Source organism: Paenibacillus sp. FSL H8-0034 (assembly GCF_038000305.1).
In the GTDB taxonomy this organism is placed as follows: Bacteria; Bacillota; Bacilli; order Paenibacillales; family NBRC-103111; genus Paenibacillus_S.
Genome location: NZ_JBBOBS010000001.1, coordinates 4,792,557 through 4,813,739, shown reverse-complemented (window position 1 = coordinate 4,813,739; position 21,183 = coordinate 4,792,557). Strand labels below are relative to the sequence as shown.

General features: G+C 45.0%; 19 protein-coding genes, 1 pseudogene and 1 riboswitch. Of the genes and pseudogenes, 15 read left to right on the top strand and 5 right to left on the bottom strand.

What is annotated here, in order from left to right:
• Positions 1-156: 156 nt before the first annotated feature.
• The gene (locus NST47_RS21675) at positions 157-954 is read left to right on the top strand and encodes a protein-glutamine gamma-glutamyltransferase (protein ID WP_341156994.1); all 798 of its coding nucleotides are present in this window, start codon (positions 157-159) and stop codon (positions 952-954) included.
• Between the two features lie 137 nt (positions 955-1,091).
• On the opposite strand, the gene NST47_RS21670 is transcribed toward NST47_RS21675, so the two are convergent.
• The gene (locus tag NST47_RS21670; RefSeq protein ID WP_341156993.1) at positions 1,092-2,153 is read right to left on the bottom strand and encodes a copper amine oxidase N-terminal domain-containing protein; all 1,062 of its coding nucleotides are present in this window, start codon (positions 2,151-2,153) and stop codon (positions 1,092-1,094) included.
• A 316-nt stretch (positions 2,154-2,469) separates the two neighbouring features.
• Here NST47_RS21670 and NST47_RS21665 point away from each other — a divergent pair, with 316 nt between their 5' ends.
• The 3 genes from NST47_RS21665 to NST47_RS21655 all read left to right on the top strand — a co-directional run bounded on the left by NST47_RS21665 (position 2,470) and on the right by NST47_RS21655 (position 4,277).
• On the top strand, positions 2,470-3,198 hold the full coding sequence (locus NST47_RS21665) for an FHA domain-containing protein (protein ID WP_341156992.1): 729 nt from the start codon (positions 2,470-2,472) through the stop codon (positions 3,196-3,198).
• A 23-nt stretch (positions 3,199-3,221) separates the two neighbouring features.
• Positions 3,222-3,629 (top strand): NUDIX hydrolase, encoded by a 408-nt coding sequence (locus NST47_RS21660; RefSeq protein ID WP_341156991.1) that lies wholly within the window; start codon positions 3,222-3,224, stop codon positions 3,627-3,629.
• Between the two features lie 318 nt (positions 3,630-3,947).
• Positions 3,948-4,277 (top strand): hypothetical protein, encoded by a 330-nt coding sequence (locus NST47_RS21655; RefSeq protein WP_341156990.1) that lies wholly within the window; start codon positions 3,948-3,950, stop codon positions 4,275-4,277.
• 35 nt (positions 4,278-4,312) lie between these two features.
• Here the strand turns inward: NST47_RS21655 and NST47_RS21650 are convergent, their stop codons facing one another.
• Positions 4,313-5,104 carry an AraC family transcriptional regulator gene (locus NST47_RS21650; protein ID WP_341156989.1) on the bottom strand — a complete coding sequence of 264 codons (792 nt, stop codon included), beginning with the start codon at positions 5,102-5,104 and terminating at the stop codon, positions 4,313-4,315.
• Positions 5,105-5,367: 263 nt separating this feature from the next.
• Here NST47_RS21650 and NST47_RS21645 point away from each other — a divergent pair, with 263 nt between their 5' ends.
• A complete protein-coding gene (locus NST47_RS21645) occupies positions 5,368-6,432 on the top strand; it encodes a Gfo/Idh/MocA family protein (RefSeq protein WP_341156988.1) in 1,065 nt (354 codons plus the stop codon).
• 224 nt (positions 6,433-6,656) lie between these two features.
• Here NST47_RS21645 and NST47_RS21640 read toward each other — a convergent pair.
• Positions 6,657-6,894: pseudogene (locus tag NST47_RS21640) on the bottom strand (cytochrome ubiquinol oxidase subunit I); the annotation flags it as partial.
• A 37-nt stretch (positions 6,895-6,931) separates the two neighbouring features.
• Positions 6,932-7,648, bottom strand: a complete 717-nt coding sequence (locus tag NST47_RS21635; RefSeq protein WP_341156987.1) for a response regulator transcription factor — start codon at positions 7,646-7,648, stop codon at positions 6,932-6,934.
• Positions 7,649-7,872: 224 nt separating this feature from the next.
• Positions 7,873-8,006: riboswitch (cyclic di-AMP (ydaO/yuaA leader) on the top strand.
• Between the two features lie 8 nt (positions 8,007-8,014).
• Here NST47_RS21635 and NST47_RS21630 point away from each other — a divergent pair.
• The gene (locus NST47_RS21630) at positions 8,015-8,653 is read left to right on the top strand and encodes a CAP domain-containing protein (RefSeq protein WP_341156986.1); all 639 of its coding nucleotides are present in this window, start codon (positions 8,015-8,017) and stop codon (positions 8,651-8,653) included.
• A 106-nt stretch (positions 8,654-8,759) separates the two neighbouring features.
• Here the strand turns inward: NST47_RS21630 and NST47_RS21625 are convergent, their stop codons facing one another.
• Positions 8,760-8,885 carry a YjcZ family sporulation protein gene (locus tag NST47_RS21625; protein WP_262684419.1) on the bottom strand — a complete coding sequence of 42 codons (126 nt, stop codon included), beginning with the start codon at positions 8,883-8,885 and terminating at the stop codon, positions 8,760-8,762.
• A 351-nt stretch (positions 8,886-9,236) separates the two neighbouring features.
• On the opposite strand from NST47_RS21625, the gene NST47_RS21620 reads away from it, so the two are divergent.
• The 9 genes from NST47_RS21620 to NST47_RS21580 all read left to right on the top strand — a co-directional run bounded on the left by NST47_RS21620 (position 9,237) and on the right by NST47_RS21580 (position 21,167).
• Positions 9,237-11,273: a penicillin-binding transpeptidase domain-containing protein gene (locus NST47_RS21620; RefSeq protein ID WP_341156985.1), complete on the top strand. Its 2,037-nt coding sequence runs from the start codon at positions 9,237-9,239 to the stop codon at positions 11,271-11,273.
• 269 nt (positions 11,274-11,542) lie between these two features.
• Positions 11,543-12,310 (top strand): hypothetical protein, encoded by a 768-nt coding sequence (locus tag NST47_RS21615; protein WP_341156984.1) that lies wholly within the window; start codon positions 11,543-11,545, stop codon positions 12,308-12,310.
• An 81-nt stretch (positions 12,311-12,391) separates the two neighbouring features.
• Entirely contained in the window at positions 12,392-12,973 is a 582-nt protein-coding gene (locus NST47_RS21610; RefSeq protein WP_341156983.1) for a chloramphenicol phosphotransferase CPT family protein, read from the top strand.
• A 283-nt stretch (positions 12,974-13,256) separates the two neighbouring features.
• Complete coding sequence (locus tag NST47_RS21605; RefSeq protein ID WP_341156982.1) at positions 13,257-15,455, top strand: helix-turn-helix domain-containing protein; 2,199 nt, start codon at positions 13,257-13,259, stop codon at positions 15,453-15,455.
• 60 nt (positions 15,456-15,515) lie between these two features.
• Positions 15,516-16,277: a fumarylacetoacetate hydrolase family protein gene (locus tag NST47_RS21600; RefSeq protein ID WP_341156981.1), complete on the top strand. Its 762-nt coding sequence runs from the start codon at positions 15,516-15,518 to the stop codon at positions 16,275-16,277.
• Between the two features lie 270 nt (positions 16,278-16,547).
• Entirely contained in the window at positions 16,548-18,113 is a 1,566-nt protein-coding gene (locus tag NST47_RS21595) for an extracellular solute-binding protein (protein WP_341156980.1), read from the top strand.
• A 94-nt stretch (positions 18,114-18,207) separates the two neighbouring features.
• A complete protein-coding gene (locus NST47_RS21590) occupies positions 18,208-19,200 on the top strand; it encodes an ABC transporter permease (protein ID WP_445667476.1) in 993 nt (330 codons plus the stop codon).
• Positions 19,201-19,235: 35 nt separating this feature from the next.
• Entirely contained in the window at positions 19,236-20,111 is an 876-nt protein-coding gene (locus NST47_RS21585) for a carbohydrate ABC transporter permease (RefSeq protein ID WP_341156978.1), read from the top strand.
• A 42-nt stretch (positions 20,112-20,153) separates the two neighbouring features.
• Positions 20,154-21,167 (top strand): D-2-hydroxyacid dehydrogenase, encoded by a 1,014-nt coding sequence (locus tag NST47_RS21580; RefSeq protein WP_341156977.1) that lies wholly within the window; start codon positions 20,154-20,156, stop codon positions 21,165-21,167.
• Positions 21,168-21,183 lie beyond the last annotated feature (16 nt).

Below are 21,183 nucleotides of genomic sequence, written 5' to 3'. Positions count from 1 at the left end.
AGTTCCTTTACATAGGAGCTTGCCTTCTTTGTCATGCGAATATTAAACGGTTCCGACCGTTGTGCCACTAACTTGGGCTTCATTAAGCACGTATTAAGCGAACTCCCATAAAATAGAACAAACGCCTAACTAATGATGTGATAGGAGGAAAAGCCCATGATCATAATCGCGGGTAACAGCGAGACTGACTTCGATGATAGTAAGCTTTCCGCGTTGGAACGAAGCATGTACCAGGCAATGAAAAGCAGTTCCTTCCAATATCGATACGATTCCGTCGCCGGCCTTTTGTTTGAACTGGGGGTACGTTCCCATATCGTAGAATCCGCACGCCTGCTCAATGAGAGCGGTGTCCAATTTTCCGACTTTGAACATTCCCGATGTAATCCTGTATATTGGGATCGTATCGAAAACGGAGGGTTTCAACTGAAAAATGGAGTTAGCTCTCAGGATGGGATAAGGGATATTTTTAACAATGGACGCTTGTATGCATTTGAGTGTGCAACGGCAGTAACTATCATCTTGTATAAAGCGGTATTGGAGTCCATCGGTCCCCAACAATTTGATATGCTGTTCTCAGATCTTATGTTATACGATTGGCACTTCAACAGTAATTTACGCCTGAATGACAGGATGAATCCAATGGAAGCTGTGGCGGGAGATATTCTTTATTTTCAAAACCCTGATTTTGATCCAGCGACTCCTTGGTGGAGAGGGGAAAACGTCATCCTGCTGGGGCAGGATCTCTATTACGGACACGGAATCGGAATCAAGACTAGTGATGAAATCGTTGAGGGCCTGAACAAATCCAGAAAGCCTGGGAGCTTTCAATCCGCATCCTTGGCGGATCGGTTCGATCAGCTTGACTTTTCCTATCTTTGGCGGATTATCACCAGCGATCGTAGAAAGCTCATTATCGCAAAGGTAGGAGCGAGATCTTATATATTGAATACCTGAATAGTGAAAAAGCTGGCCCGAGTTACGCTGATCCATGTATTTCGCACATCAAGGCTTCAGAAGCCTTTGTATGTGAAATGACGATGCAGCGGCTATGGGCCAGCTTTATTTAGCAAGATACGAGTGACTTAACCAGCTTAGTTTTCTACAACGATTTTGACAGCTTGACCGATTGGCGGTAAACTTTTTGTCAAGGTAGGGCCATAGAATGCATACACTTTATCGCCCTGTTTCAACTGATCTAAGGCAATGGGTTGATTATCTTTCGTACCAATAATCGGCGTGGAGCTTGAAACGTTCAGTACGATCGTCTCGAAGGAGCTGTCGCTAAGCTTATCACCTTTGATCACAAGACGCGTTGTGCCGCCATCGGAAGCGGTTATTTCTTCAATCGCTCCCGTGGTGCCTAAGGTTTGTTGAGCGGGATGTGTATCTGTTACGATAATTTTCTTGGCATTAGTCATTGGCGGCATGCTCATAGCCATCACCAGGCTGTGCTCAGCAGTAATGGACATGCCAAGCTGCAGGTCAGCAAGCTTTAGCTTCTGGTTGTCTGCGGATACGATTTCCGTCTCATCGGAAATGTTCAGTCGAACACCGTGAGCGTAACCATTGAGGCCGATTTCTCCACCTTTTTCACTATAAGTGATGCTCGTGATGGTTCCTTGCTTGGTTGTAGCTGAAGCGGCTTCTTCGCTACCCTGATTGCTGGAACTGATCGTAATCGTACCCGTTGGGCTGGCCACCACTTGAAGCTTCATCACTTTCTCGAAGTAGGACAACGGTACATAGGTTTTCTCGTTCGTTAGCTCAGGCACAACCTCAAGCGGAATGTACATTTTGGCGAAGCTGTATTTGTCTTGTCCAATTTGAAGGGACATCCACTGATTGTCTTTGACGAGCTCCAGTGACTGCGTGTCCTGCGTCCAGGTCAGCTTGTAGCCAAGAGCTTCGGCAGCAGCGCGGATGGGTACCATAATTTGATTGTTGGGTCCGACATATAGTGAAGCTTCTTCTGGCGCAAATCCTTTTCCATTGATAACGAGATTAAATTTCAGACCCCCGTAGGAATCCTGTGGAATGGAAGCAGAAATCGGCATTGGTTTCACCGGTGCAGGCTCATTTGGAGCTGCGGATACAACGTTGGTAGCTATAAGAACGCCAGCAATGACTGAACCTAATACTTTAAATTGTTTCATGATGAGTAATACCTCCTGTTGAGTGTTTGAGTAGGATAGGAACCATGAAGCTCCTTGTTGGGTCGTTCTCCATAATTATTAACGTGCAGGCAGCCTGAAATGTTGCAAGTGATTGGAAATCACACTCCGCTTCCAAACTGTACAGTTTGACGAAATTGTCAGCAAATTGCTATCGATTGTCTATTTCATATCGTTCCTCATTCCATTATATTCATTCCAATAGGTACTACGGGAACAAGGATTAATCCTCCAGCAGGATGGCTTGCAGGCTTTGTCGAAAGTAATTAAGAAAGGGATTGTAAAGGAGTTAAGCAAAATGTTCGATCAAGATGTGTATATGACTATCAATCAGGGCGAAACTGCCAAGCAGGATAATCCGTGTTATCTGGTCAAGCAGGAGACGGTTATCGGGCGTGTGTGGGAACAGGTGGTCCCGGACATCCATTTTGCCAGCTCTTATATATCCAGAAGGCATGCTGTCATTGTTGTTGAAAATGATCGTTTCTTTATTATCGATCTGATGAGCAAGCATGGAACCCGGGTTAATCATACGGTCATTGGTAATAACAAGCCTTTTTTGCTTCATGATGGCGATATCATTAGTCTGGCAAGAGGAGTTGCGGAGCTTACTTTTCATAATAAGAACGAAAAGCGTGTCGGGGATACACAGGAATTTCCGCTCCCTACCGAGGAAGACAAGGAAGAACATCATGGCCTGCTTGTTAATATGGAACGGAGGGAGATCATCATTGACGGTGTGCAAATTTACTTATCCAGTAAGGATACCGAGCTGTTTGGTCTGCTGTATCAAATGGCTAACACCGCTGTCAGCTATGATGAAATCCGGATGAACATATGGCCTGAAAGAGCTGCGAATGGAATCGATGATGTTCCTGATGTAGGTCGCGAGGAAGTCAACACCTTAGTGTATCGATTACGCAAGAAGCTGGCTAAATATGGAAAATATATTATTTCCGTGCCCCGCTACGGGTATATGCTGGATTTGCAGCAGATGCTGCCCAAGCTGCGCGGCTATAAAGAATAACATTTGAAAGGACTGTTCCATATATGAATCCTCCCAAACACATTGTATCTGCTGCGACAATCGTGATTAATGATAATAATGAAATATTGCTTATCAAGGGACCAAAAAGAGGTTGGGAAATGCCCGGAGGACAAGTTGAAGAAGGCGAGTCGTTACACAACGCTGCTATTCGAGAAACTAAGGAAGAATCAGGAGTTGATGTTGAGATCATAAAATTTTGTGGAGTATTTCAAAATGTAGAGAGATCAATAGTCAATACATTATTTTTAGCAAGACCAATTGGAGGACAGCTAACGATAACGAATGAAAGCTTGGAAACTAAATATTTTCCAATAGAAGAGGGGTTGAGTATGGTGACATGGCAGAACTTTAGGCAACGGATTGAATATTGTTTAAACGCGGAGTCTCAACCATTTTATATAGAATTTTGAGTACTATTATAGAGACAGGTTGATATAGTGACCATAGATGAACATTTGTAAATGTAATTCGCCGCTCATATACGCTGAGTGGTTATTTACGTTCTTACCCATATACTTTTAAGCATATGTTGTCATTCTTATTGAAAATAGCTCTTTGTAGTCATACAACTTTTTAGCTGTATCTTGTAAAGTAGTAAGGTGCAAGAAATTCGGCAAAGAAAGGTGTAATATATGCAAAAAACGACTGTTTGTCCAAGTTACCCGGATAGCTGGTTCTATGCTTGGGATTATGAAGCGACAAAGACTGATTTGGGGGATTACCATTGAATGAAAACGTATATCAAGCGATATCTTGTTGGAGCCGGTATTCTCGTCGCTGCAATTGCGATCTCAATGGTCGTCAAGATTGAAGTTATCCCTCCCGATCATACACGGCTTATTCTGGAACGATCCAGCCGAGTCTTTATATCACCTCCGTGCTTTAATCAGGCAGTGATTTCGAACAATCTGTCCGAATCAACTTTAAAAAAGGCAAAGGAGCTTGAATACATAGCGGATTCAGCCTGTACTGAACAATCACTTACTGCAGTTCATAAGTCTTTATTACTTGCATGTCTAGAACAAATCGGACTAAGTAAGGGCAACTGGAACTGGTAAAAAGCACCCAGGTTGCCCTTGCAATTGGCTTGCCATCATTGAGGACGAACCTGCCGTCTGTATTCGCTGGGTGACATCCCGTAGCGCAAACGAAATGAACGATTAAAATGGGTATAGTTGGCAAACCCGCAAAGAAAGGAAACCTCCTGCAAGGTTGAGCCACCGATCAAAATGCGCTCTTTGGCAATTGACAAACGAACCTCGATGGCATAATCCATCACCGATTGATTAAACGCCTCCTTGAAAAGCTGCGAAGCCCGGGACACGCTAAGGCCAACAGCCGTTGAGACGTCCCTGAGCGTAATGGGCTCCGTAGCATTTTTCTCTATGAACATTTTGATTTGGTTGGACACCGAGCGTTCATAGGGATTAGAGCTGACGCCACCTGAAATCAGACGATTCATATGCAACAGAATGCTTCGGCATAAATAATCCATGATGTCGGGATTGGAGTCCTTCACTCTCCGCTTTTCATAGACCAGATGCCGCCAAATGGAAATCAGCATTTCGTCTACACCTACATTCAGCTTGACTTCTTGTTTGTAGTCCTCCCACCATTCCAGCATCCATTCATTGAGCTCCACGCTTAGAAAGTAGTCCCCGCTCGGCGGCTCATTGCTGCCAAGCTGAACCATCAGCTCATAGCTGTCCCCAGGTTTGCATAGCAGGAGATCGCCTGGGCGAATTGTGTATAAGGTGCCATTCACCAAAGCTTGGCAGAAGCCCTCTGTTTGCAGCCGCACTAGAAAATACTTCAAGCCATGCGCCTGGTTAGAATAATAACTCCGTGTGTGCCGGGAATACCCTGCAGTAACAATTCGCATCATAAGTCACCTGGATCCGCCTTAGTATAAGTAAGATACATCAATTGGTTGTAACCGATAACATTGATTGTATTTCAAAGGAAACCCTATGTAAAGCCTTCATATACATAGAATGCTGACGATAAGATAAGTGAATAAAATTGGATAATAGGTAAAGGACTTCAAAACTGAATTCCTGTATACTGAACAATGTTAGGCTTATGTCAATTTGACCCAAATGATCACTAAGCTATAAACCTACATAGGGAATTAGAGGAGGAAGCATCATGGCAAATCAGTTAAGATTAGGTATTGTTGGCGTCGGCAACATTTTTCGGGTATCACATGTACAGCCATTGCAAGCACATCCTGAGGTGGAGATCGTCGCTGTTTGTGATATCAATCAAGAACGTGCTGAGTCCGTTGCAGCAGAATTTGGCATCCCTTCCGCATACGCTGACTACCGTGAGCTGCTAGGGCGTGATGATATCGATGTGATCGATATTTGTACTTCGAATTACTTTCATTCCGAAATCGCAATTGCAGCCTTGAAGGCCGGCAAGCATGTATTCTGCGAGAAGCCGGATGCCATCAATCCTGAGGAAGCCCAGAAAATGGCCGATGCAGCCAAAGCCAGCGGCAAGGTGCTGATGACGATGAGAAACAACCGCTTCACACCAGCCTCCAGCTATTTAAAGCGTTATATTGACGAAGGGCATATGGGTGAGATTTATACAGGTCGCTGCGGTTGGGTTCGTCGTAGAGGCATTCCCGGAAAAGGCGGCTGGTTCACAACGAAGGAGCTTTCTGGTGGCGGCTCGTTAATTGACTTAGGTGTCCATTTCATCGATTTGGCTGTATGGCTGATGGGCAACCCGAAGCCGGTGGCGGTTGCTGGTGCGACCTATACCAAATTCGCTAATAATGAAATTTCCAACTCTGTCCACAGCCGTTTCGGTGAAAAGAAAGAAGGCGGAACCTTTGACGTCGAGGATCTTGCTATTGGATTTATACGTTTTGAGAACGGAGCTACACTGCAAATTGAGTTCAGCTGGGCCTCCAATATTCTTGAGGATGCGAACTTCGTCGAGCTTCGCGGCACCAAAGCGGGCAGCAATTTGCGGAATGGCGTGCTGCAGCTATATTCCGAAGCAGCAGGCCAATTGACGAACATCACCCCTGTCCTGAAAAAAGATGCGCCTCCAGGCCACGCAGAGCATCTTAGGCATTTTATCGAGGTCGTCCAGCAGCGAGCAGAGCCGATCAATCTGCCGGAGCATGGCGTTGATATGATTAAAATTTTATCAGCCATCTATAAATCTGCGGAAACCGGCAGAGAGGTTGTTCTGTAGTCTTCGGACTCCCATCATGTATTGTGTGAGGCTGTTTGTGATCCTCTGATCTCAGACTGTTAATCACCTGTTTCCATCCACCCTGGGCGGATGGCATTAACCTTAATGTCATCCTTGCCCTCCATTTGTTGTTACGCAGTACAATAACATAATAATCAATTATGCAGATGACGGCACAGCAAAAAAGCCTGCCCCCGATCCCGGCTGACAATTTACTGTCAACAAAGCTTGGCCGAGAGGCGATCCCAACCAAAGATCCATAGTCCAATGAAGGTAGACTCCATAAAGAAAGCAAGGCCTCAATGGCCAACGGAGCTCCAAACATATCACCTACGAACCTATGACAATCCCGATGGCAAAATTGATCAGAAAGAGCTTACCCCAGAATTGAGCCATCTTCCTGTACACTTCCCGTCCTTTTACCACATAAACGGTTTCCATAATAGCAATTAGCAGAGCGAGACAATTCACCCCAATTGTTCACTATGCAGAAGCTGTTTTAAATATTCGAAGCCTTCAATCGGTAACCGATACCCCAGACAGTCCCAATCATGGCGGCAGCAGCAGGGGACACAGACTGTAATTTTTCACGAACGCGTTTAACATGGGAATCTACAGTGCGATGATCTCCATGGTCTTCATAGCCCCACACATCACGAAAAAGCTTGTCTCTTGTGCAGGTGATTCCTTCGTTCATTACTAAATATCGCAGCAGCTCATACTCCCTGAGAGTTAAGGAAATCTCGCGTCCATCTGCAAGTACTCTGCGGGCATCATGCTCGATTATAAGATGGGGCAGCATAAATCTGTTTGCGGGTGATTGGGTGGCAGACCAGAATTTGCCGGGTTGTGTCCGTTTAAGGATAGCTTGAATTCGGCATGTGAATTCCCTTGGACTAAAAGGTTTGGTCACATAATCATCGACCCCTGCTTTGAAGGCATGGATCGTATCGTCTTCATTATCCTTGGCTGTAAGCATAAGCAGGGGAGTAGTTTTTACTTGCTTGACCATCTGACAAATTTCCAGTCCACTCAGACCCGGCATCATCCAATCCAGCACAATGATGTCATAATCGTTATCCACCGCTTTATGCAAAGCATCGTTGCCATTGTCGGATTCCTCAACACAAGCTCCGTCTTTCTCCAGATACATGCGTACGATTGTGCGTATACGTTCTTCGTCATCGGCGACCAATACTCTGTATTTGCTTGTCATCTATTATCACCTCACCTGCCTTTTATTGTATCTATCATTTTTCACAAAGGCATGACTACATTGAGCTATTTCAATAACGGAAAGGTGAACAAAGCATGAAGGCTTTGTGAAATGCAAATAGGAATGGAAAACTTTGTGCAGTGCTCGTCGGTAAATCCCGTGTTAAAATGGAACTCTCTTAAACCATATCCAGCATCAAGCTGTGCATACGGGTATTGTGAGAGATTCATATCAGGCCGAAGCTTCCACAAGAGGCATGGGGAACCCAATCTTTGGGGTGAAGCCGTATTTATGGCCGGGCGATTGCTCTTTGACCCGAACCCGTCAGCTAACCTCGTAGGCCTTAAAAAAGAGAGGATGTTTGCAATGTTTTTGAAGAAGTCCGTATTAACCGGTTTACTTGCCTTGGGTACAATTGTTGGCGCCACGGCGGTTTCGGCTGCTCCGTATTCGGTAACAGGCAACGATACGATGTGGACGATAGCCCAGAAGTATGGAATTAGCTTAAGCTCCCTTGTTCAAGCCAATCCACAGGTTACCAATGCCAATAATATTTGGCCTGGCATGGTATTGAATATACCCGGAACAAGCTCAAGTGCTCCAGCTCCGCAGGGAACAGGCACCCCGACAACCACCTCCACCTTTGCGAGTCAAGTGGTTAATTTGGTTAATCAGGAACGCACCAAAGCAGGCTTGAAGACATTGGCAAGCGATAGTGCATTATCGGCTATGGCCTTGGATAAAGCGAAGGATATGTATAACAATCATTATTTTGATCATACCTCTCCTACCTATGGCTCCCCCTTTAACATGATGAAATCGTATGGTATTCGATATACGTATGCAGGTGAAAATATTGCCATGGGTCAGAAGACTCCACAGGATGTGATGACTGCCTGGATGAACAGCGCAGGGCATCGACAAAATATTTTGAGCCCTAATTATACGAAAATTGGCGTAGCTTATTATAATGGCGAGTGGGTTCAGGAGTTTATTGCGAATTAAGCTTGTATGCAGGCGTCGCTCTGAACAAAGACAGTAACCGATTAAGGAATCCAATTCCCTTCGGGTTACTGTCTTTTTGACTATATCACGATATTAACGGTTTATGTTAGATGAATGTTCTCGAAATAATAACAAGCAGAATGAATAAAACAAGAATTACACCTGTGCTAGTTCCCAGACCCAAACCTGCACAGCTCCCACAACCTACGCCAGCTCCGCCTAAATATCCCATATTTCCAGCCTCCTTCCGTGTGACCTTCTGTATGTTATGATGGTCAGAGGCTGATGGATTGTACTTATACAAAATGTGCGCTTGTAGGGGAGGAACTTGTCGTTCCTTCATTGATAGATTTACATATGCTATGTTGTGGGAGAAGCCGCCAACTGCTCCCATGCTAACCCATAGATCACTCCAAAATAGACGGTTGCCTTCACGGGATCGTCTATTTTCCTTTTGTGAAATGAAAATGTCAGCAAGTTGTGATCGTTTGTCTATGTAACTGATTGCCATACTTCATTATATTTAGTATGGTAAGCCGCATTTACGGATAATAGATAACTTATATGCAAAGGGGGATTATCCTTGAAAACATCCAAATGGTTGATCGTGGGATTTCTGCTGCTGCTCATTACCGGCTGTCGGAACGAAGCATCCAAACCTAAAGCGATGACGCCCGAGCAGGTCTTCGATTCTTATATGGCCGCGTGGCAAAAGGGACAATATGAAGATATGTATGCGATGCTGTCGTCAGATTCCCAAACCAGACTATCGCAAGAGCAGTTCGTTAAGCGTTACTCCTCCATTTATGAAGGAATCGGGATGAGTCAGCTGCATATCGAAAGGACAACACTTCCAGCTCCTACCAAGCCAACTCCTGCACCAGAGGATACAGCTACTTATACTTACCATGCTTCGCTTATGACGATTGCAGGTCCCATTGAATTTAATTATCAAGCAAAGTTAATCAAGGAAAACTCAACCATGTATTGGAAGGTAGACTGGAATCCTTCGCTTATTTTCCCCGCTATGAAGGACAATGATAAGGTAACTGTACGTACCACTAAGGCGATGAGGGGTGAAATATACGACAGGAATGGGGAAGGGCTGGCGATTAATGGCAGCTTGATCATTCTTGGATTAGCCGCGGATCGTTTAGGCCCGGATGCTGAAAAGACGGTTCAATCGGTTGCTCAATATTTGGGATTATCAGCGGATGAGGTTAACAAAAAGCTAAAGGCTTCCTGGGTAAAACCCGGTAATTTTGTTCCAATCGGTTCTACCGACGGTAAGGGAGTCATGGCTTTTCAAGGCATAGAGGGCGTCTCCTTTCAGCAAAAGAAGATCCGCACCTACCCAATTGCCGAAGCCGCCGCCCATTTGACTGGCTACGTTCAAGGGATTAACGCAGAGGAACTGGCCAAGCTGAAGGATCAAGGCTACGGTCCTGATGACCAGTTGGGCAAGGCAGGGCTGGAGCAGTTGTTCGAGAAAAGCTTAAAGGGCCAGGACGGAGTGCGAATCGTGATCATTGATGAGAATGGGGCTACCCGTGAAACGTTGGCATCCAAGGAGACGGTAGCGGGAGAGAATGTCCAAACCACAATCGATAGCGGACTGCAAAGGGCGATCTACGAGCAGTATCAAGGAGATGCGGGTTCTGCCTCTGCTTTACAGCCGCAGAGCGGTGAAATATTGGCATTGGTCAGCAGCCCTGCGTATGATCCTAATCTGTTTGTATCGGGACTTTCGGCTGAGCAATGGAACAAGTGGAATGGGGATCCTAATATTCCGCTCCTTAACCGTTTTACAAAGCTGTATTCACCGGGCTCGATTTTTAAAACCGTTACAGCGGCCGTAGGCTTGAACGCAGGTGTGTCCTCTCCAGATCGCGTCAGAAATATTCAAGGCTTATACTGGACAAAGGATGCATCTTGGGGCAACTATTATGTAACACGTGATCGGGATGTGCACAATGAAAATTTACGTGATGCGCTGGTTTTCTCGGATAATATATTTTTTGCTCAGGAAGCGCTTGCGATGGGAAAAGATACATTCTACAATGGCGCCTACAAATTCGGTTTTGGAGAGCCGCTGCCGCTGCCGTACCCATTTCCGCGATCCAGTCTGGCCAATCAGGGGATCAAGAACGACATTCAGCTTGCCGATTCGGCTTACGGACAAGGAGAAGTCCAGATGAGTCCGCTACATGTAGCGTTATCCTATACGCCTATTATTAACCAAGGCAATGTGGTTGCACCATTATTGGTGAAATCAGCTTCCAACCCGGCTGACACCATATGGAAGCGGGATGTTATCAGACCGGAGGTTGCCGAGATTGTGCGTCAGGATCTTGTGGAGGCCGTCCGGAACCCTAAGGGTTTTGCTCATGGCGCCTACATAGCAGGCATGAACATCGCAGGTAAGACAGGCACAGCGGAATTGAAGCAAAAGAAGGGCGAGGACGGGTTGGAGAATGGCTGGTTTATTGAGTTCGATGCCACTCTTAATCAATTGCTGCTGACGATGATGGTTGAGGATGTGAAAAAGCGGGGTGGCAGTGGTTATGTGGTAGCCAAAGCGAAAAAGGTATTTCTCAAATATGGGAAAACAACATGGTGAATGGGTCGGGATATTACGGAAGTCGTACACAATAGATTGATACATTTTCATACGCGAAAACGATTTCGAAATCCATTCATAATTTACTTTTGTTTCTGTAAACACAAAAAGACGGCTCAGTTCGCATCGTTTGCGAAACAGCCGTTTTTTCTTTTCTGTTGTTCCCACGATAACGCTAAGAGGTTGGCGAAAATTGGTTCTCATAAGGTATAATAGTAAAATATTCCATAACAAAGAACCATAGACTATGACTCGAAGGAGGAGATAAGATGCTTAGGAGAAAATGTCTGGCCGCTTATTTCGCTTCATGGACGATCGTACTCTTGGTGTCGTTCCCATTCATGGCTGTGGGAGGGGCAGCTTGGTATGCGGCTGGCAGCTATGCATCGTGGGCCTCTGTCATTGCTTTGTATGCGGTACCGAGTATATTTCTTTACGGCATTCTGGTTTCATCAATTACGGAAGTAGCAATTAGAAAAGTGAAGGTAATGGGTCCGGGCGAATGGTTAATATCCGGTCTTATCCACGCTGTCCTTGGGTTCTTATTTGGTATTATATTTCAATCTTCTTTATTTAGCATCATGGGCGGCACAGCGGCGATTCTTTTTTACGGTTTTGACAGGTTGATCCTCCGTTTTTTGCCACTTGTCAAGCGGGGAACGCGCGTATTGCTAATAGCTGCACCTCTTGTTCTTTTTGGGATTTTTGTAGGTGCTTTACACGTGTCTTCACCGCCGAAGCCACCTTTTACCGCCGTGGATGCAGTCAATTTTGCGACTTCCGGCAGCGGGACCACCATCGACAGGTTCCCCAAACAAGTCGGAATGCAGAAATTACAGGTCGACGGTTATGATGTTGAAAGAGAAACGGCGGTCGAGGAAACTGACGTAAAGGAACAATACCTGGTTCATTTCATTGAGCGTTGGAGCAAAGAAGGAGTAGCCGGAGAACAGCAAATGCTCTATGAAGTCAGCCGTGGGACGATGGGAGGGAAAGGGGGAAGTGGCACGGAACCTCCTTACCTGCGTGCACAATAGGAAGAATATTATATACATGACTGTGCTTAATGATTGCGAGCTTATTTACTGATGTGAATGAGTAAGAGATAGGAGGTTACTTTGACAAAGATCGGAACCGTCATTTTTCTGAACGGCACTTCAAGTGCAGGGAAAACAAGTATTTCTAAAGAGCTTATTCAGCTGCTTGACGAAGATTTTATTTACTTATCTGTCGATAATGCGATTGCTGGTGTCAATGACATGTTGATGAGTATGTTTGGCGATCACATATCCAGAGAAGAAATAAAAACAATTGAAAGAGAAGAAATGATAGAAAATCCAGTCATATCGCTTTTTCATCATTATATAATGGCTTTTTCAAGGGTAGGCAAGAATATGATAGTTGATCATGTACTGATTGAGCCAAGCTGGTTGGAGGAATGTGTCCAATTATTACATAACACACAAGCCTATTTTATCGGTGTTCACTGTCCGCTTGATGAACTGGAACGAAGGGAACAAGAACGAGGAGATAGACCGATTGGTCTCGCCAAAGCCCAATTTGATATCGTACACCAGCATCATAGATATGATCTTGAAGTCGATACGTATGATAACTCAATCCGGGAATGTGCAATTATGATCAAAGAGTTTATTTTAGCCAATCAACCACGAGCTTTCCAAGAGCTTAGCAATAATTAATTCTTTTAAAGCACTTACTTAGGGTAGGTGCTTTTTAATTTTATAAACAAATCATACATAAAATATATATAAAGTACTACGTTTCCATCGCTAAAATCTTCATGTATCCTAAAGAACAAGGGATTCTGAGCATGCTGTAGGGGTAAAGTGGAATAAAAAGGAGGGGGGATTTATCCTAAGAGCCTTTGTCGCTGCAGCGGCAAAGGTTTTTTAATCAGAGCGGTCCTTTTATTGAACGTTGGAGTGTACAGGAAATGTGTAAGTGTCAGGAGGTTCTGTTGGAATGAAAAATCATTATTTGTACCGTCTTATCTGGTTTGGGTGTCTGTCGGCTTGTTTGCCTATTATTTTGTCGGGAGTAGCCTATTACCAGTATTCAATGAATGTGGGAATTTCCCGTATTCAGGAAAACAATCAAATGTCATTAAATATGATCGAGCAGTACACGGAAAAATTGATGCGTAATATCGAGGATAATGCTTTACAGCTGGCGCTTGATCCCGAAGTCGTTAACTCCTTCTCCTTTCCAGACTACCAGACCAATTATGTCTCTCAAAGAGAGCTGTTACGAAAAATTACGCTTCATAAATCGAATAACAGTTTTATAGGAGATCTATTCTACTACAATCAAAGTATAAAAATGGTGTTATCCAACGAATTAGGTTTTCAACGGTTTGAGGATTTTAAATATAAAAATGATATCGAGCTGCTCGAAGCAAGAAATCTGAATGGACAATGGATTTATGTGCCTGGTGGAACAAGCGGCGGATATATTACCTATGTGTTAAAGCTGCCGACACTTTCCTCGGGTGAGTCTCAGGGACTGTTAGTAACCGAAGTAGATATTGCCCAGATAACCAAATATTATGCAAACTTGCTGACATTAACGAGAAGCCAATCGATTTTTGTGATCGATCCCAAGCAACAGCTGCTGTTTCAATCTCAGAAAACATCCGGGGATCAAGCTGTCATTAGCGAATCTGTCATGAATACCATCTTTATGGATAAAAGCAAGAGCAATAATCTTTTTGACCGAAGCTCGGATGGAACCAAGTTGAATTATTCTTATTTGAAGTCTGCTTCAGGCAATGTTTATGTATCAGCTATCCCTAACCAAATCATTTTGGAGGAGCTTAGCTGGATACGTTGGGTTGCTCTATTGGCCGTTCTCACCTTTATTGCAGTTGGCACTCTTCTCACCGTATTTACGCTCAAACGTGCCTATACGCCGATTCAGAAGCTGGTGGACTATCTGGATAACGAAAGCAAAACGATGGGGCAATTGTGGTCAAGCTCCATATCTCCATTAAAAGAAAGGCTTCTGCAGCAGTGGCTCGGTACCAATTACATTGACAGCAGCACTCTGAATGACGAATGCATCAAGTATGGAATTCCTTTGGATCGTATTTATGTAGTTCTGCTCGTCAAAGTGGAGAATGCATTCAAGGAGGGGAGATTTCAACCTCAGGACAAGTCGGTGCTTACTTTTGCAATCGTGAATGTGATGAAAGAGCTTTTATCCGATCATCGGAAGCTTCAAGGATTTGTACTGCACGATCAGCAAGGCCAAGGAACGGTCATCCTTCATTTTGATCGGAACCTGTCAACCGAATCCGCTATTGACTTATCCAGGCAGTTTGCAGAATCCGTTCGTTCCGCCATGCTGCAATATTTAAAGCTTCAGAGCTCCATCGGAATCGGCCGATTGTATCCGCATATTGCTGATATTCGTTTGTCCTACCACGAAGCGAACCGGGCACTGCAAAGCCGTCTGTTCAAAGAAGTCGAAGCCATTCTGTACATCGATGATTTGGAAAATCCGCATAACTCCAAAACATTTAAATATCCATTTTCTATCGAAAAGCGAATTGTTGAATCCTTTGCCGACGGCAACCTTCAGCATGCCCGTGAGGCGATGCAGGAATTTATGAATGCCCTTGGTCATTCAGAATCCTTGTATATGGTTTCCCAAAGCTATTACCTGCTGCTGGCTTCCATAGTCACTTCCCTGGAAAATAAAGGGGGGGGTGTATCCGGAATGCTGGAATACGAATTGTTCAATACATTTCAACAGCAGGAGACAGGAGAAGAAATATTCAGCTGGTTTATGGATACGCTGTTTCCGCTTTACGGTAAAATTGCGGATGAAAACTACAATACAACCGGCAAGCAGACGATCAGTAAAGTCCGAGCCTACCTGCTGGATAACATCTCTCACAATATTTCCCTTACCGAATGCGCGGATTTGTTTAACATCGCCTCTCCTTACTTGAGCAGCTTGTTCAAACAGGAGGTCGGCATTTCATTTTTACATTTTATAACGGAATGCAAGATCAATGAGGCTCAAAAATTACTGGTAGAAACGGATCAAAGCATCAGCCAAATTGCCAGTGCTGTCGGTTATTCCCCACGTACCTTTAATCGGGTTTTTAAACAACGGGTAGGGACATCTCCAAGCGAGCATCGGGCATTGTACCGCTGACGTCATCGAGAGACTAATCAATGAAAAGCATCAACATCCAATAATCGGAGGTACTTGTATATGAAAATCGTAAGATTTATGGAACCGTCTGAAGGCAGAGCCACTTATGGTGTGCTGGAGGGTCATATGGTTTGGGAAATAACCGGGAGCATATTTGGAAATTTCCAGAAGTCCGGACGCTCGTATGCATCCAATGAAGTTAAGATGGTCGCCCCACTTATTCCCAATGAAATTATCGGGATCGGTAAAAATTATGTTCCCAATGATCAGACGCCTCCCACAGCCCCGGAACTGCCTATTTTATTTTTCAAACCCAAAACCTGTGTTGTTGGTCCCGGAGAAGATATCATCATTCCTATAGGATTAAGTGAGATTATGTTTGAGGCTGAATTAGCTGTAGTCATTGGGAAATCCGGACGTAATCTCAAGGAGTCTGAGGTCAAGGAGCATATTTATGGCTATACCGTTGCCAATGATGTATCCACATTATCTTATTTTCATCCGGATGGCCACTGGACGGTAGGCAAGGCGTTTGATACGTTTTGCCCGCTGGGACCATTGATTGAGACGGATTTAAATCTGCTCGAAATAAGAGTTCAATCCCGCACCAACGGTATCTTGAGACAAGACAGCTCCATATCCCAAATGGTTACCTCGATTGAGCAAATGATTTGTTTCGCATCCAGATTCATGACACTTAGCCCCGGCGATGTACTCCTAACCGGTACACCTGATGGCATGGGATCGGTCAGGGCTGGCGACAGCATCGAATGTATCATAGAAGGCATCGGCACACTACATAACAAAGTGCGACATGCATAAAGGGATGCACAAGGCGCCACACCTAGACAAATATTAAGCTGAGAGCAGGTTATCGCTAATAAACAGGCTGTTTTTACGATATCGACAAGAGTCTTAATAATTGACTATTGATGCCCAACCCAACGTATCATAACTTGGAGGTGGGAAGTCCATCCACATCAAGGAAAGGGGGAAAAGGCTGGATGATGGAGGCTGACCAGCCTGTGCAATAAGCTTCTCGCTTGTAAGCTTTAGATGGAATTTCAATAATGGAATGAAGGGGATGTACACATGAAGCAAACTCGTAAGCGCTCCCGAAATTTATCGGAAATATCGAAATTTAAGCTATCGATAAATCTGGGGCTGGTGATCGTTTTTCTCGCTGGATGCAGCAGCGGCAATTCTCCTGCAAATGCTCCGGCAGCAAGCACTCCCGCAACGTCCGATAAGCCCTTGGAGATCCAGATGACCGTACGGTTGTTTGATCAGGTTCCCGATATGAACAATTCCTACTGGGTAGAATATCAGAAGAGAACAAACACCAAGCTGAACGTGGAATGGATTCCTGACGGGGATTATGCGACCAAGCTGAATTTGATCCTGGCCTCCAATAATCTTCCTGAAGTATTGATTGCCAATCCTTCTAATAATGTGAACAGTCCACCGTTCATTAACGCTGTAAAAAATGGCGCCTTTTGGGACCTGACTCCCTTTCTCGGGGATTTCAGCAAGTATCCAAATCTGAAAAACAATGTTGCTCCTAATGCGTGGGTGACCGGCAAGACGCTTGGGAAAATTTATGGGATTCCGCAAAGTGTTTCGACGGTTCAGGGATCACCGAATATTCGTAAGGATTTGCTGGATCAACTGGGGATTCCGATGCCGCAAACTTTGGATGAATATTCCTCGGCCTTGAAAAAAATTATTGCAGCTAATCCGGGAATGATCGGGATGGTTTCCAAACAGGATGTATTTTTAAATTCAAGCGGGGGTCTAAGCAACGCTTTTGGTACCGATAAACCGACCTACAACCCGGAAGGCGGACTTATCTACAGTAAGCTGACTCCACAATTCACGGAATTCGTTGCCTGGATGAAGACTTTGTTTGCCGACGGAATCTTGTCCAAAGAATTTTCGGTTATGAAGCCCACCCAAGCTACCGAGCTCTATCAATCCGGTAAGGCAGCTTCTTTGATCAATGAGAGTATGCGGTGGAGCTACCCTTTCACGCAAACGTTGAAAAAGATCAAGCCTGACGCAGAGGCACAATCGGTAGCCCCGTTGAAAGGCCCAGGCGGATATGCGGTCGGTGTCGGAACCGGTGTTGTCGATCAAATGTTTATTGCCAAAACCGTACCAGAAGCCAAGGTTAAGCAAATACTGGATTATTTTGAGAAGACAACGACGCTGGACTACTATAATTTAACCACCTATGGTGTTGAGGGAACTCACTACAATGTAGTGAACGGCTATAAGGTTATTACGCCTCTGCGTGATAAAGAGCTTGGATCGAGCGCGCCTTGGCAAGTATTGCCCCTTTTCTATAACAAGTACATGAAAATGGATAGTACTGCTGCACCTGAGGAGTATAATCTGGCTCAGGAAAAACTATTTGAATCCTGGGGTTACTTTGATAAAGGGATGGTTGACCCGTTCGCTGTCGCTACCTCGACCACATGGGTTGCCAATTGGCCTAAATACCAGCAGGAATGGGCCTCCATGGCTATCAAGGCGGTTGTCGGACAGATTTCGATGGAAGACTACAAGGCTTATGTAGACAAGCTGAACAATAATCCGGAAATTAAAAAGGCTTATCTGGAATTCGCCCAAAGCTATAAGGATGTTTATGGAAAGTAAAAGGTGATGCACAACAAGATAAATGCTGGTGCAGAACGGGAGAGCAGAACGCTGCCTTCTCGTTCTCATTCAGCAGGAATCTGCCAGCACGATCATGCAGGGGAAGGAGAAGGAAATCTTGAACACAAACAAAATAGCCGACCAATCCGCAGCCGCAGTCCCTTTTTCAAGCAGGTCCGAAAAAGACAGACTTCTAAGCAAGATTATCGCTAACCGCTTTATATACTTGTTGATTTTGCCCGGTTTTATATTTTTTCTCGTCTTCAAGCTGTTCCCTATGTGGATGCTGCTCATAGCCTTTCAGGATTATAGTCCGTTTTCCGGTATTTCGGGAAGTGAATGGGTTGGTTTTGCCCATTTCAGTGAATTGCTGGGTGACCCGAAGTTTTTTGTCCTGCTTCGCAACACACTGGCTATTAATTTGATCAGTCTTATTTTTTTCTTCCCGTTACCGATTGTCCTGGCTATCATGCTGAATGAAGTCAGGCATGAATGGTTCAAGAAGCTGAATCAAACGATCGTCTATTTGCCGCATTTCTTGTCCTGGATCGTCATTGTCAGCATGACATTTTTCGTTCTGTCTGTAGACGTCGGGTTTCTCAACAAGCTGATGGTCAATTTAGGGATGAACAGCATTTCATTTTTATCCGAGCCGCAATACTTCTGGGGCATCTTGACCCTGCAAAACATCTGGAAGGAAGCGGGCTGGGGAACGATCATTTTTCTGGCAGCTATTGCCGCTGTAGATACCCAACAGTACGAGGCTGCTGTCATTGATGGAGCCGGACGCTTTAAACAAATTTGGCACATTACGCTTCCTGCGATACGACCGACTATCGTCATTCTCCTGATATTGAGGCTGGGTCATATTGCAGACGTTGGATTCGAGCAGGTGCTGTTGATGATGAATCCGCTCGTCCATAATGTCGCGGAGGTATTTGATACGTATTCCTACACGCTTGGGATTCTTCAAGGAAATGTAAGTATCGGTACAGCTGTTGGTCTTTTTAAAGGAGTTGTTGGCTTTATCTTCGTATGGAGTGCTAATTACACGGTTAAAAAGCTCGGACACGAAGGTATTTATTAAAATCATGTATCCATGAAGCAGAAAGGAGGCTGCCTATGAGCTTCGTCCACAATAGAAAAACGACGTTTGGTGATGTTCTGAATTACAGCGCTTTGGGACTGATTTCCTTGATCAGCTTATTTCCATTCTTTTATGTGTTGAGTATTTCATTTACAGATCCACAGACTTATGTACCGCTAAAATTTTATATTTTTCCTGAGAAGTGGTCGCTATCCTCTTACGAGTTTATTTTATCGACCCGCAGCTTTATAGATTCGCTGAACAGCACCATATTTGTTACGGTGGTGGGTACGCTGTTCAACCTTCTGTTCACCTTTACAATGGCCTATGGACTCACGAAAAAGGGAGTGCCGGGACGAAAGGTATTTCTCGGAGTTGTCATTTTCACGCTTTTTTTTAGCGCCGGGATTATTCCTTCGTATTTGCTGGTGAGAAATTTAGGATTGCTGAATTCCTACTGGTCTTTGATATGGCCCAGTCTGACCAATGCCTGGAGTTTGATCGTCGTCAAGAGCTTCATGGATTCGATCCATCCGGAATTGGAGGATTCGGCGAGAATTGATGGCTGTTCGGATCTCGGGGTATTTGTACGAATCATCATCCCGCTGTCGATGCCGGCAGTTGCGGCGTTTACGCTGTTTTTTGCAGTCAATCATTGGAATACGTACTTTAATGCACTGATTTACATCTCGGATACCAAAAAATGGACGCTGCAGCTATTAATTAAACAGCTGGTTGTTGATGCGGACGCTTCAGGAATCGGGCAAACGTCCGGCAATGATGCGGCTCCGCCTCAGGAAACGATCCGCATGGCATCCATCGTGCTTTCGATGGTACCTATTCTTATCGTATATCCGTTCCTGCAAAGACATTTTGCTAAAGGCGTGATGCTGGGATCGGTCAAAGGTTAATAAAGTTAAAGCTGGCTTGACTCATACAGAGGAGTGAGATAATTGGAGAACACAAGAAAGATAGAAACCGTACTTGCGACAGTACCTTATACTGGATGGCATTTGGAAAAGCTGCGTGATGCGTTTGGACCCGACACCAAATTTATCCAGCTTGATAGAAAGGATAAGGAAGGTATTGCCGAAGTATTGAAGGAAGCGGATGTGGCCATTTTACAGAGCGATCTGGATGACCAGATACTGCAAGGACCACGTCTGCGTTGGGTGCATTGTGATCATTCGGGGTTGAATCATTCCGCTCGTCCAGAGGTATTCGAACGTGGTTTGTTCGTAACCGGCTCGGCTGGGCGTTCCGGTCCGGTGCTGGCAGAGCATATCTTTTTCCTGACTTTGTCCTTGATTTACAATTCTCATGGCTTGCATGATGCACAGAAGGAGCATCGCTGGCGGGGTATTCCCGGCTACGAGGATCGACGCGGTTTGTATGGGAAAACAATGGGGATTATCGGGATGGGATATACCGGCACCGAGCTGGCATTACGTGCCAAAGCATTCGGGATGCGTGTATTGGGTTACCGGCGCAGCGTGACGGATGCTCCTCCCGGAGTCGATCAGCTGTACTGCGCGGATCGTGGAGAAACGATAGACGAGCTGCTGCGCGAAAGTGATGTTATCGCTTTATCGGTGCGTTTGTCCGATGAAACCTATCATATGATTGCGGAACGTGAGCTTCAAATGATGAAATCGACCGCCTATCTGATCAACATGGCTCGTGGTCCGGTCGTTGATGAACAGGCGCTGGTAGCTGCCCTTAAGGCAGGAACAATCGGGGGAGCTGGCTTTGATACGTTTGCACAGGAGCCGTTGCCAGCTGACAGTCCGATATGGGATGCGCCGAACATGGTCATCACGCCACACTGCACTCCAGAGATGCCGGACCTCGTAGCACGATCTCTCGACATCATCTGCGAAAACATAAAGCGTTATCGTGCAGGGGAGCCGCTGCTCAATATGCTCGTTCCAAAGGATGTTTATACAAAAGGCGGCAATTCGCATTAATCAGATTCGTAATCGA

Bases quoted from the DNA above. Each gene is read 5' to 3' on its own strand.
- NST47_RS21675 (WP_341156994.1), top strand. From the start codon at position 157: ATGATCATAATCGCGGGTAACAGCGAGACTGACTTCGATGATAGTAAG.
- NST47_RS21670 (WP_341156993.1), bottom strand. From the start codon at position 2,153: ATGAAACAATTTAAAGTATTAGGTTCAGTCATTGCTGGCGTTCTTATA.
- NST47_RS21665 (WP_341156992.1), top strand. From the start codon at position 2,470: ATGTTCGATCAAGATGTGTATATGACTATCAATCAGGGCGAAACTGCC.
- NST47_RS21660 (WP_341156991.1), top strand. From the start codon at position 3,222: ATGAATCCTCCCAAACACATTGTATCTGCTGCGACAATCGTGATTAAT.
- NST47_RS21655 (WP_341156990.1), top strand. From the start codon at position 3,948: ATGAAAACGTATATCAAGCGATATCTTGTTGGAGCCGGTATTCTCGTC.
- NST47_RS21650 (WP_341156989.1), bottom strand. From the start codon at position 5,104: ATGATGCGAATTGTTACTGCAGGGTATTCCCGGCACACACGGAGTTAT.
- NST47_RS21645 (WP_341156988.1), top strand. From the start codon at position 5,368: ATGGCAAATCAGTTAAGATTAGGTATTGTTGGCGTCGGCAACATTTTT.
- NST47_RS21635 (WP_341156987.1), bottom strand. From the start codon at position 7,648: ATGACAAGCAAATACAGAGTATTGGTCGCCGATGACGAAGAACGTATA.
- NST47_RS21630 (WP_341156986.1), top strand. From the start codon at position 8,015: ATGTTTTTGAAGAAGTCCGTATTAACCGGTTTACTTGCCTTGGGTACA.
- NST47_RS21625 (WP_262684419.1), bottom strand. From the start codon at position 8,885: ATGGGATATTTAGGCGGAGCTGGCGTAGGTTGTGGGAGCTGTGCAGGT.
- NST47_RS21615 (WP_341156984.1), top strand. From the start codon at position 11,543: ATGCTTAGGAGAAAATGTCTGGCCGCTTATTTCGCTTCATGGACGATC.
- NST47_RS21605 (WP_341156982.1), top strand. From the start codon at position 13,257: ATGAAAAATCATTATTTGTACCGTCTTATCTGGTTTGGGTGTCTGTCG.
- NST47_RS21600 (WP_341156981.1), top strand. From the start codon at position 15,516: ATGAAAATCGTAAGATTTATGGAACCGTCTGAAGGCAGAGCCACTTAT.
- NST47_RS21595 (WP_341156980.1), top strand. From the start codon at position 16,548: ATGAAGCAAACTCGTAAGCGCTCCCGAAATTTATCGGAAATATCGAAA.
- NST47_RS21590 (WP_445667476.1), top strand. From the start codon at position 18,208: ATGCAGGGGAAGGAGAAGGAAATCTTGAACACAAACAAAATAGCCGAC.
- NST47_RS21585 (WP_341156978.1), top strand. From the start codon at position 19,236: ATGAGCTTCGTCCACAATAGAAAAACGACGTTTGGTGATGTTCTGAAT.